This window comes from Shewanella sp. LC6, assembly GCF_006385735.2.
GTDB lineage: Bacteria > Pseudomonadota > Gammaproteobacteria > Enterobacterales > Shewanellaceae > Shewanella > Shewanella xiamenensis.
Genome location: NZ_CP043902.1, coordinates 748,504 through 760,144 on the forward strand (window position 1 = coordinate 748,504; position 11,641 = coordinate 760,144).

Annotated in this window: 13 protein-coding genes; 5 read left to right on the forward strand and 8 right to left on the reverse strand. The window is 47.0% G+C overall.

Annotation, left to right across the window (positions count from 1 at the left end; genetic code table 11):
- The first annotated feature begins 217 nt into the window (after positions 1-217).
- The 3 genes from FJD32_RS03410 (at position 218) to FJD32_RS03420 (ending at position 2,638) form a co-directional block, all read left to right on the forward strand.
- Positions 218-1,144 carry a putative phage abortive infection protein gene (locus tag FJD32_RS03410; protein WP_055647917.1) on the forward strand — a complete coding sequence of 309 codons (927 nt, stop codon included), beginning with the start codon at positions 218-220 and terminating at the stop codon, positions 1,142-1,144.
- 34 nt (positions 1,145-1,178) lie between these two features.
- Positions 1,179-1,580, forward strand: coding sequence for a hypothetical protein (locus FJD32_RS03415; protein ID WP_055647918.1), 402 nt, complete (start codon positions 1,179-1,181; stop codon positions 1,578-1,580).
- 698 nt (positions 1,581-2,278) lie between these two features.
- Positions 2,279-2,638, forward strand: a complete 360-nt coding sequence (locus tag FJD32_RS03420) for a cysteine-rich CWC family protein (RefSeq protein ID WP_140907781.1) — start codon at positions 2,279-2,281, stop codon at positions 2,636-2,638.
- A 4-nt stretch (positions 2,639-2,642) separates the two neighbouring features.
- On the opposite strand, the gene FJD32_RS03425 is transcribed toward FJD32_RS03420, so the two are convergent.
- From FJD32_RS03425 to FJD32_RS03450, 6 genes are all read right to left on the reverse strand, one after another.
- The gene (locus tag FJD32_RS03425) at positions 2,643-2,843 is read right to left on the reverse strand and encodes an energy transducer TonB (RefSeq protein WP_140907780.1); all 201 of its coding nucleotides are present in this window, start codon (positions 2,841-2,843) and stop codon (positions 2,643-2,645) included.
- A 21-nt stretch (positions 2,844-2,864) separates the two neighbouring features.
- Positions 2,865-4,424, reverse strand: coding sequence for an IS66 family transposase (locus tag FJD32_RS03430; RefSeq protein ID WP_088585667.1), 1,560 nt, complete (start codon positions 4,422-4,424; stop codon positions 2,865-2,867).
- 92 nt (positions 4,425-4,516) lie between these two features.
- Positions 4,517-4,873, reverse strand: coding sequence for an IS66 family insertion sequence element accessory protein TnpB (gene tnpB, locus FJD32_RS03435; protein ID WP_057786146.1), 357 nt, complete (start codon positions 4,871-4,873; stop codon positions 4,517-4,519).
- A 2-nt stretch (positions 4,874-4,875) separates the two neighbouring features.
- Positions 4,876-5,160, reverse strand: a complete 285-nt coding sequence (locus FJD32_RS03440) for a hypothetical protein (protein ID WP_088585668.1) — start codon at positions 5,158-5,160, stop codon at positions 4,876-4,878.
- Positions 5,161-5,209: 49 nt separating this feature from the next.
- Complete coding sequence (locus FJD32_RS03445) at positions 5,210-6,187, reverse strand: energy transducer TonB (RefSeq protein WP_240199986.1); 978 nt, start codon at positions 6,185-6,187, stop codon at positions 5,210-5,212.
- Positions 6,188-6,346: 159 nt separating this feature from the next.
- Entirely contained in the window at positions 6,347-7,162 is an 816-nt protein-coding gene (locus FJD32_RS03450; protein ID WP_140907228.1) for a hydratase, read from the reverse strand.
- A 319-nt stretch (positions 7,163-7,481) separates the two neighbouring features.
- Between FJD32_RS03450 and FJD32_RS03455 the strand changes: the two genes are divergently transcribed.
- Entirely contained in the window at positions 7,482-8,456 is a 975-nt protein-coding gene (locus FJD32_RS03455; protein WP_055647922.1) for a DMT family transporter, read from the forward strand.
- Positions 8,457-8,479: 23 nt separating this feature from the next.
- A complete protein-coding gene (locus FJD32_RS03460) occupies positions 8,480-9,103 on the forward strand; it encodes an HAD-IA family hydrolase (RefSeq protein ID WP_055647923.1) in 624 nt (207 codons plus the stop codon).
- A gap of 43 nt (positions 9,104-9,146) precedes the next feature.
- On the opposite strand, the gene FJD32_RS03465 is transcribed toward FJD32_RS03460, so the two are convergent.
- Both FJD32_RS03465 and FJD32_RS03470 read right to left on the reverse strand, forming a co-directional pair.
- Positions 9,147-9,521: a hypothetical protein gene (locus FJD32_RS03465; RefSeq protein WP_055647924.1), complete on the reverse strand. Its 375-nt coding sequence runs from the start codon at positions 9,519-9,521 to the stop codon at positions 9,147-9,149.
- Between the two features lie 171 nt (positions 9,522-9,692).
- Positions 9,693-11,564 (reverse strand): DEAD/DEAH box helicase, encoded by a 1,872-nt coding sequence (locus tag FJD32_RS03470; RefSeq protein WP_037422567.1) that lies wholly within the window; start codon positions 11,562-11,564, stop codon positions 9,693-9,695.
- Positions 11,565-11,641: the final 77 nt, after the last annotated feature.

Sequence of the window (11,641 nt, forward strand, 5' to 3'; positions counted from 1 at the left end):
TCACTTTGCCTAATACTATTTACCGCGCCAAAATGCTTCTCGGTAAATAAGGTCGCGATTTTTCTGGATGAAAAATGTTGATAGCCCACTGAAACTGATGCTAACTTATTGTCATAATTAACTTATTTACTCGTTTATTCCCATGTCTAACCATATTCGGGTTGGGTTTTATTAGAAGAGCAGGTAATACACTGTTATGTGTTCTAAGGAGTCAAAATTGAGCGTAGGAAAACTATCAAAATTTATTTTGGGTGGTGTGGTTTTTGTAGTTGCAAGCTATGCGATATTCCTACTCTGGATCACATGGCCGATATCAAGTCTGACAATTGGTCAGGCAGGGGTGTTTGGAGATAGCTTTGGTATAGTCACCTCAATGTTTTCCGGATTAGCATTTGCCGGGATGATTATCACAATTCTTTTGCAGAGAGAGGAATTAAGACTTCAACGCGAGGAGCTTAAGGAAACAAGGCTAGAAATCTCAGAACAAAAGAAAATATTTAAAATCCAAAATTTCAATGAGTCATTTTACAGACTTCTGGAGTTCCATAAGAGAAATCTGTCAGAGCTCTCTGTCTTATCTGATGATGCCGAAAGACTAAAAGGCATTGACGCACTAAGGTTTCTTCTCGGAAGGTTGAAAAAAAGCTATTCAAGTTACGGGTTCCAAGGTTTTAAAAACACTACAGAAGATGAAAAAACGGAAATGGCTTACGCGCTCTTTGTAGAGATTCAAACCACCCTGGCACGCCAGTCTAGGTATTTAGAAACAATAACTAGCATATTTACTCTAATAGAGTCCCAACTAGAGTCACAAAGAGAAAAAGAAATATACCTAGATCTATTTGCATCGCAGCTTACTGTGTATGAGATAAAGTATATTTTCTATCAATGTTTAGTTAGTGATCCAAATGATTCATTACGCGAGTATGTGCACAATGCAAACTTGTTTTCTGATCGGGGTCCGCATATTGGGGTATCAAACACCCACAGAGACATCTATACATTCATCCACAAAATAGAAATACCAAAGGCCAAATCTAAGTTTCATGTACCATTCGATAGGAAAAAAATTAGAAACATCAAAAAGAAGAACCGTCTTCGAAAAGAAACACATAACAAAGCCAGTCTGCAGGACGCTGCATAGCAGCGCCTCTGCTGGCGGCGTTAGGTGATCGCAGATGTTTTCTCCGTATTTTATAACTGATGAAAATTTGGGTTTGTACCCAGAAGTGGATGTACAAACAGATGCAAGCGGTGGTGTTGTTATAAAGCTAGCATTCCACTCGCAGGTAATAGAAATGTTCTTCTACCAAGTGATTGCATTCTATTGTGTTGAAGAAAGTAATTACGAGTTGTCTCCGCTACCGGGTATGCCTAGTGACGTTGACTTTGTGTCGCTGGAAAAAGGGGCAAAAACATCTCCAATTTGGAAGGCTTCAGCCAATTACCGGCGCAGTCTTTATGCTCATCTTGATTCATATCGTGCAGATGCATCATTAGAATCTTATTTAATTTTTGGCGCCGATTACGTGGTTTTGGTTGAGTCAATCGGTTTAGTAGATGTTAAGGTTGCAACTTAAGCACCTAACAATCCGCGTCATTCGGGGCCTGCGGCCCCTGCTACGCTCACAAGTTCGCGCGCATGCGCGGGGCGTTAAATTGCTGCCAAGTAAAAGTTGGGACAGGCACAGATTTTGGGGGGATTAATAGTTCGTACAGTAGCTACAGAAGTTCACCTTCCCCTGCGAAGTTGCTGAAGGGCGTTGAAGAAAATCGCGTGAGCGAGGCATGGATGCCTCGCTAGCTTTCGGGGTACAGGATGTACCATCGGAAGCGTTAGCCATTTTCGAATAAGCACGAAGCCACTAACTAATGCATGTAACTTCGCTTGGGGCGGCAAGGGAGATCCAAGAGGGAATTGCTGTTGATCCCCTCTTGGTCGGGGGTGGGTTGAAGACCCACGACTTTGACTTATCTCGGCCGAAGGCCGCAATGACTCACATACTTACAGCGATAACCTTGCCAATTCAAACGCTAAACAAACCAGCATTAGTGGGGTGAAACCCCACGACTTTGATTCACCTCGGCCGTAAGGCCGCAATCAATATTGCATTGTGCTAAACAGAGCCAATCTGGAAGCCCCACGACTTGTAAACTAAAGCATTCAAACGTAGTTTGAAAAGCTTTAAAGTCTAACCTTGGTGTAAATCAACTCAGCTTGAGTTGCAAAAAACCATTATTATTTCTGCCTTATCACTCCGATGCCATAAGGATTACCGTGCCTAAGCACTTACAAGACGTTCAGTTCGATAACGCGCAGCTGTGCCCTTTATGCCAAGGGGCGAATCAGTGTGCAATGACTCTTGGCGTCGAGATCAGTGACTGTTGGTGTGCTAAGCAGAGGTTTCCTTATCTGACTCAATTGCTATCTGGCGATTTGGCGGCAGGCTTATCAACAGACGCTACAGTAGGGCTGAGTGCTGATAAGTTAGCGCAACTATTATCGCAGCCTGCAACGGCTTGTATTTGTGAGACTTGTTTAAGCCGAATAAAGCGAGAGCTAGCTGTTTCAGTTACTTCAGAAAATAAAAACAGCCCATCGGGATTAGACGATGGGCTGGGATATGAGGTGAAGTAACCGATTAAGACTTATCGGTGAAATAGTCTATACGCACAGTCGTTTGTGCTGGCACGGGCTTGCCATGTTCAAACTTAGGCGCATAGCGCCATTCTTCGATCATTTTCAGTGTGGATTTTTCAAATAGTACACCGCCTTTGGATTCGAGCACTTCAGGATTTTTCACAAATCCCATCTCATCAACTGTAAGCGTAACGCCAACCACACCTTGCGGTGTGGCTGGTGATCAGTAAGGCAGGAGTTGCTGTAGTTTCTCTTGGGTGTTGGCTTTGGGTAGCTCGGTTAATAAGCGGCATAGGTAATCATACGGCTCCAGTCCGTTGATTTTTGAGGTCTCGACCAGGCTGTACAGTGCCGCACTGGCTTGTGCTCCCGTCTTGGTATTAGCGAACAACCACGCCTTGCGACCAATCACGAACGGTTTGATGGCGCGCTCCGCACGATTGTTGTCGATATTCAGACAGCCATCATCCAGATAGCGGACAAGCTTGGGCCACTGATTCAGGCTATACGTAATAGCCGCTCCCAGTAAACTTTCTTTCGTGACACTCTCGCTTGATTTATCCAACCAGCTTTTGAATTGCGCGAGCAACGGCTTGGCTAGCGTTTGCCTGGCTTCATATTTCTTATCAGGCGGCGCAGTTTTTAATTTACTCTCCAGCGCATAGAGTTTCTGGATATGGTTAAGGGCCACATCGGCCTTACCCGTTTTGCCTTTGCCCTGCGCTTTTTGGGCTTCGACGAACTTGCGTCTGGCATGCGCCCAGCAGCCGACTAAGGTTGCGTGGGTTTTCTCATATCCGGCATAACCGTCGACCTGCAGATAACCGTTAAACCCCGCCAGGAAGTCGGTGGGATGTTTACTGCTGCGACTATCCTGATAATCAAACAGCACGAGCTTGGGGCCGGTACTTTTTTCTAAGCCACAGCCATATACCCACATATAACAGGTGCTTTTCTCAACATCCAGCACATTAACCGTGGTTTCATCTGCCCACAGCACGGGCTGTTTCAGAAGCTCAGCTTTCATTAACGCCAGTAACGGTTTCAGTTTCTCTGCACAGCTTATCAGCCAGCGGCTCATCGTTTGACGGCTAAGCTCAATACCGGCCTGATTAAACAACTGCTCCTGACGATAAAGCGGTAAGCCATAGTGCATTTTGCTGCTGATGATTTGGGCAAGCAGACTCGGTGTGGTCATGCTCTTAGGGATAACCGCCGGTGGCACATCGGCAATTTTAATGTCGACCTTGGTGTCCGTGGTTTCACACTGCCGGCAGCTGTATTTCAGCCGCACGTTTCTGAGCACCCGGATTTGTGCCGGTACGAACTCGATTTGCTCACTGACTTCTTCACCCATTTGATGTAGCGCATGGCCACAGCAAGCACAGGTTTTATCGTCAATGTCATGGATAACATCAACGCGCGGCAGCTCAGGGGCAATCCGTGGGCGGCGTGGCTTAGCAGCTTTCTTAGCGCTCTCGGTCGTCTGAGTATCTGGCTCTGTCGCTACTGACTCGTCTTCAATAAGCTGTTCGGCCTCATTTAACACCTCGCCTTCACCTTCATAGGTTTCACTGCTGGGGCTAAATTTCTGGTACTTCTTCAGGTTGTAACGCTCCAGCAACTGCTGCAACTTGTCCGACAGTTGCTGGTTAACCCGCTCTAATTTGGCGATGCGTTTATCTTTTTGCGCCAGTTTGCGCTCAAGCTTTTGCGTCTGCTCAAGCAGCATTTTCTTGAGCAGTGCAACGTCATCAGGTAAGGATTGAGGTGTCTTTTTCATGGCCGCTATTGTAACGGCCAATTTAGCTAAGTGCTTGGTAAAATTTAGATTGTTTTGGATGCGATCATAAGGATTTATAGCCGATCGTCATATCAGCCCACACTCTGGTAATGCAGTGGCTGATGGGCGGTGATTTTTTGGATATCGACACCTTGCAACAGCCAATGCCATTGCTGCTCGCTAATAGACAGTATTTTGCCAGGCATCTGCCGTGGCCAGCGGAACTTGTCTTTTTCAAGCCGTTTGTACCACAGGCAAAACCCGGTGCTATCCCAGTACAGTACTTTTAACCGGGTACGCTGCTGATTACAAAACACAAACAGTGCGCCGCTAAATGGCGAGAGCTGCATCTCTTGCTCGACCAGCAACGATAAGCCATTAATGGATTTACGAAAGTCGACCGGCTGTTTATGCAAATAGACCTTAGGCACATCGAGGAACATTTTCATGGTCAGAGCGCTCTTAGCAAGGCTGCTAACCACTGTGCATCGGTGCCGGCTGGAAACTGCAATTCGATATCGCGCTTGCGTAGCAAAATGGATTGATTCAGCTGCAAACCCTGTGGCGTCAGCTCAACAAAGCCACCGTCATCATCCTGAAACGCCAACAACTGACGCTTGCGATAACTAAAATATGTAGGAATGATGCCCTGACGTTTTGCAAATTCAGTTTGGGTGAGACCACTTTGGGCTTGCTCGGCAAACAAGGCCAGCCATTGTTCTTTGGTACGGTGCATGATGATTACCCTGGCAGTTGATAATGGCAGACAGGGTAAAGTTGATCAGTTAGGATTGGAATGTGTGGTTGGCGTTACGCTTACCATCAACTGTGAAGTTAAGGGTCACATAGCCACTTTTACGTTGCATGAGGTAGGACTTAGGGTATTTGGGCACCGTGCGAAATAGCGGTTGCTGTTCCTGTGTGTCGGCCCAAGGTCGCATTTTACCGATGGCGATACAGTGGGCGGTGGACTCGTTACGCTTTCCTTGGCGCTCATACAGTTCGACTAAATAAGCGTGGGCACTTAAGGCATAGGGATGGCTAAAGTTAAGGGCGTCAAACTGCTTAACCACTTCTAAAAGCAACGGAATCGCCTTGTCATCATGCTTTTCGGCATATTCAACGGCACCGACGACATAGGTGGCTTTGACTCTGTCGAGGGCATTTTCGGGCAGGATTTCTTTGTAAGTTTCATAGGCCTCGAAGGCATAGTCTCTTACCTTAGCAGTGTACAATTCTGTGTTGCTGAGGCGAGCAAAGGTTGCCATTTTTACATCCGCCAACAGCTTTTTATTTGCATTTTTTTCAGCAATTTCAATAGCATCTTCAAAAAGCCCTTTCGCCACAGCCAGCTTAGGTGAGGTTTCCGCTGCGCCGAGTAGTGGGTCGATAAGCTCGGCAGCATGCTCGCCGTAATGCTTTTTATAATTGCTTAATGCGAGTTGATATAACTCATTCGCCTTAGCTGTTTTTGGCAAATTCTTTTCTTCAAACGGGTAAGGGGCGACTTGCTTCTCTATCGCTCCTGCCCAGTTGATGGCGAGGTTAGCTAAGTCGACACTGTCTTTGGCATATTGAGCTTCACCTAGTTCGAAGGCCCTTTTGGCACTGGCTTCTATTTGGGCGTTATCACCTTGTTTGAGTGCGGCTTGGTAGTCACTGTAGGCTTGGGAAAATGTGTTTTCCGAGGCATTTAAAGGTAACGAAGTACTTAAGGCTAAAGCAAATAGACTGGCTAAGGGTAATATTTTTCCGTCTAACATCTTGTATATCCTTATGTTTAGTTTCTTCGGATAGTACAAATGTTTCACTCTTGATACAAGTTTGTTTTCGGCAGTTGGTCGCTAGGGGAACGCTAAGAAGGTAAGCCTTTGCCTACCTTCTTACTTTGCCTATGGGTTTGGCACCCTTTAGGCAGTGACTTATTTAGTCACAAACTGCAAATCAAATTGGCCTAGCTCGCCGTAGTGGAATTGGCAGGTTTGATTGAGTGGCAAATCTAATACCCCCGCATAGGAGCCAGTAATCACATATTGTCCTCGGGTTAAGCCAATCCCTTGGGCGGATAAAAAGTTAACTAACCAATAAAGCCCAGCCTTAGGGAAACCATTTGGATGAACAGCGGCTTTTTGCAGTGTTTCGCTCTGTTGCTGCTCGTTATGAGCAATTTCAACACTCAGGGCGAAATGGCCTGTTTCTATCTTGGCTGGTGCAAGTAGTTCTGGCCCTAACCATAGACCTTGATTGACTAAGCCATCGGCGAGGGCGTCGAAGTGATTGGCTTCGCTTGGGTTTTGGTAGCGACTTTTGATAAGTTCTAAGGCGAGGCGGGTTTTACCTAGGGCGGCGTCGATTTCTGCCTCAGAATAGGGCGTGGCACGTGGCGGTAAATCGTTGCCGATTTCAAAGGCGAGCTCAGGTTCGATACGGGCTAGCCCTTTGCTTGAAGGATAAAGCTGGCACTCGGCGGTTTCGATATACACATCGTGTTGATAGATGGGCGCCACTACGGTTTTTTCTGCCGTTGGGAGCAGGCACTTCCAACCCGCAATCGGGTTGCCTTGGGCGCTAAATTGCTGCGCAATCGCTTGTTGGATGGCAAAGGCGTGGGGGAAATTCTTGGGCCTTAACGCTTCTTGCAACAGGTCGCCCGCTTCACCTTTAGCGCGGCGCTGCGCGAGTTCTTGTGCTGCTGCGTTAATGGACTCAAGCTGTGCTTTCGTGTCTATTGGTGACATTTTTTATCCTAACTGACTTATTTTTAAAGACTTATATAGAGTGGCTTATGCCGCAATAAATGTGTACATAAGATATCAATTGACTCTATAAATCCAATCTGGGCCAAAAGAGAAATTGCGCTCAATATACCTTTTTGTGTTGGCAAAGGCTTGATAAAACTTATCTTCAAATGCTGAGCATTTATCGCCGAGCAAGATTGATTGAGTGTCAGCTTAATTATCCAAACAGGCGGATAAGTTAATCGCTTTTTAGGCTAGATCTTAGCGCGGTGCGGTGCCAGAATGGCGTTCCTTTCTGCTGTACTACTGGGACTTTTCCGTGAATCAAAGCCACTCTGGATCCTTGGCAAATAACCATGCTCAATTGGGGTTATTGTTTATTTCTGTCGCCGTGTTGTTTTGGGGGATTTTACCTATAGCACTTAAGCTATCGGGGAGTTTTATCGATCCGGTGACCTTGACTTGGTTTCGGTTTTTGGTGGCGCTCATCGTCAGTATTTTGGTGCAGTGGAGTGCTGGGAGTTTGAAACAGTTTGCGGCGCTCGATGCCAAGGTTTGGCTCAGGCTTATCCTCGCCGGACTGTTTTTAATGCTTAACTATGTGTCATTCGTCTATTCCCTCGACTATTTAGCCCCGGGCGCGGCGCAACTTAATTTTCAAACCTCGCCATTTTTCCTCGCCTTTGGCGGCGTGTTATTTTTTAAAGAACGCTTGAATGCGGTGCAGCTCAGTTGTTTTGCCGCTTTAGCCTTAGGGATGTTAATGTTTTTCCATCCCTTTTTAGATTTTTCCGCCACCGATAACCATGAGATCTGGCTTGGGGTGATGATAGTGCAGTTTTCTGCATTGTCATGGACCACTTATGCGCTGCTGCAAAAGTCACTGTTGAACCGTTTGTCCCCCGCCAACGTACTCTTAGTTATCTATGCCTTAGGTATTTTTGCGATGGCGCCCTTTAGCGACTTTAGCCAATTTGCGCAAATGGATAGCTTTGACTGGCAAGTGGCGCTGTTTTGCGCCGCCAATACCTTGATTGCCTACGGCTGTTTTGGGCAATCAATGAAGTATTGGCCGACGGCACAGGTGAGCGCCATGTTGGCGTTAACGCCAGTATTTAGCTTTAGTGCCACGGCGTTAGTGGTGAGTATCGGTTGGTGGCCTGACGTGTTTAAGGCCGATGAGTTAGATGCTTTATCGCTCTTTGGCATAGGTGTGATTATTGTGTCAGTGATGGTGGTGCAGTTGCTGCCCCTGTATCGCCAGCGCCGCGCGAGACGTTTACAACCCATTTAACTGGCAGCTGAATAGGTATCCTAGTGATCACACGCCTGACCGATATTGAATTAGAACAGATCCGCGGGGTTATCTTCGATCTCGACGGTACGCTTGCCCATTCAAACCCTGACTTTAAAGGCTTAAGAGCGGCATTAGGTATTGGATCGGGTACCGATATTCTCGAGCATATACATAACCTTGAGACCACTATGGCCAAGATGCAGGCGCTGGAAATTGTCCATGACTATGAGCTTGCCAGCTCGCGCCAAGCGAGCTGGATTGAAGGCGCGCAGGCGTTGATTACGTTTTTAAAGGCAAGACAACTGCCGCTGGCGATTTTGACCCGCAATATGCCCGAGGCAGCCAAAATCACCATTGAAAAACTCGGTATTGATATCCCCTTAGTACTGACCCGTTACGATGCCGAGCCAAAGCCTCACCCACAGGGGATCCACTTGATTTGCGAGCAATGGCAGTTGAGTCCGGCGGATATCTTGTATGTGGGGGATTACCTATTCGATCTGCAAACTGCGCAAAACGCCGGTAGCCGCTGCGCCCTCTACTGCCCTGAAGATGTGCCCGACTATGCACTCGCGGCGGATTTACTCATTGGCAATTATCAGAGTTTTATTGAAGCTTGGGCAGTGGCAATCCCAAAAGACTAAGTGCACACGATGCCAGATTGATAAGGTTTTATATCACTTTATGTCAATTCTCACTCGATGTGTTTGCGGTTAGGGAATCTTGCTTATCTTGTTTAAGCCCAAGCCGAATACTGTCGAGTAATGCCACTAACCAGCAGAGTAAAAAGCCATAGAGCAGTTCATTGGCATTAGCAATTGTGGTCTGGGTTTGTTGGGTGATTTCGGCAGAAATAATGCCGATATCAAGCGGTAAGGTGCCGTTTTGAATATCTAAGGCGATCACTTGCGCCACTTGATAGATTTGCATGAGTAGCAGTACAAGGCTCACGACCGCTAAGCTAAAAAATACCAGTGCAGTGCGTTTATGTTTTAGGTAAAAATGGCCGCTGCCGGGGGCGACAAAGGCGGATAACAGTCCGGCGTTAAAGGCTTTTTTCATCGAAATACACTAGATGCGTTGTTAAAGTCTACGCCGACACTAATAGACATGCAGGCTTAAGTGCAAGTTAATTTGGGCCAAGTATGAGTTAATTTGGAAAATATTGGATAACAAAAAAGGAGCCGAGGCTCCTTTTTTTATGCGCTTGACCTAAGGGTTTAGGTTTGCGGATTACTCTTCGCGTGGTTTACGTGGTCTACGTTCGCCTGCTGGCTTGTCTGAACGTGGTTTGCGGTCTGCAAACGGCTTGTCACCCGACGCTGCACGTGGCTTACGATCACCGGCTGGGCGGTCGCTACGTGGACGACGGTCGCTACGGGCACCACGGCCAGAGTCAACAAAGACTTGGTCGCCAGCTTCACGGATATTCAATGGCTTACCACACACACGCACTTTCTTCAGGTGTTGTAGTACATCTTTTGGCATGCCGTCTGGCAGGTCAACAGTTGTCACTGAATCATAAAGTTGGATTGCACCGATATAACGGCTGTCGATATTGGCTTCGTTTGCGATAGCGCCAACGATATTGCCTACACCTACGCCATTTTCACGACCTACGTCGATCACATAACGGCACATTTTCAGGTCTGGATTGTCTTTTAACGCTTCAGCACTGCCTAAGCTTGCTGGCATTGGACGAGATTCACGGCTACGACGTTCGCCACGGTCAGCACCACGGTCTGAACTACGTTCGCTACGCTCACTGCGTTCATCACGAACACGTTCTTGAATCGCAGGCAATTGCAGTGGACGTTCCTGCTGAACTTGGTGTAGTAGAGCTGCTGCGAGCAGATCGGTATCCACTTCAAGCTGCTGGCATAACTGAGCAACGGCTTCACGCATAAATTCGAGATCGTTGTTCATGGTTTGAGCGAGCTGCTCACCCAAGCGTGACAGGCGACGTTCTGCAACGGTTTCTGGGCTTGGTACTTTCATTGGCGAAATACGGCTGTTAGTCGCACGCTCGATAGTGCGCAGCATACGCATTTCACGGCTAGTGACGAACAGAATTGCCATACCATTACGACCAGCGCGGCCAGTACGACCGATACGGTGAACGTAAGCTTCTGTATCGTATGGAATATCGTAGTTTACTACGTGGCCAATACGCTCAACGTCTAGACCACGGGCCGCAACGTCAGTCGCGATCAGAATGTCTAGCTTGCCGTTTTTGAGTTGTTCAACTGCCCGCTCACGGGCTTGTTGGTTCATATCACCATGTAAAGGTGATGATGCATAGCCACGGGCTTCAAGTTTTTCAGCTAATTCAACGCATGAGTTACGAGTACGAACGAAGATGATGATACCTTCAGTATTTTCAACTTCTAATACGCGTACTAACGCTTCTAATTTATTGTGCTGTGATACCTGTACGAAACGTTGTTCGATTGATTCAACTGTCGTTTGGCTAGACTCGATACGCACATGTACAGGGCTACGTAAATGCTGGTTAGCAACACGTTTAATTTGCTCTGGCATTGTGGCCGAGAATAGTGCCAATTGGCGCTCGCTTGGCGTGTGCTCAAGGATCCATTCGATATCATCGATGAAGCCCATTTTTAGCATTTCGTCGGCTTCATCGAGCACGAGTGCTTTTAATGAATCGAGTTTTAATGTGCCACGACGCATATGGTCCATTACACGACCAGGCGTACCCACGATAACTTGTGGACCACGTTTGAGGGCATTCAACTGTTGTTGCATGCTTTGACCACCGTAGATCGGCAGTACATGGAAATTCTTAATAAATTTGGCATAGCTACTGAACGCTTCAGCAACTTGAACTGCAAGTTCACGCGTTGGTGCTAATACTAAAATTTGTGGTGTGGTTTGGCTGGTGACTTTATTCAGCAGCGGCAGCGCGAAGGCGCCAGTTTTACCTGTACCAGTTTGCGCTTGACCTAAAATATCTTTGCCAGCCATAAGTGGATCAATACTGGCTGATTGGATTGGCGTTGGTTTTTCATAACCTAGCTCGTCAAGAGCACGCAACAAATTCTCGGATAGGCCGAGTTCACGGAAAGTTCTTTCATCGGATGACATTGAGTTGTAGCCTTGTGGATGCGCGCGGATTGGCGCTTAAGTTTCACAGACAGAAAATCAACCCCGTGTCGATTTCC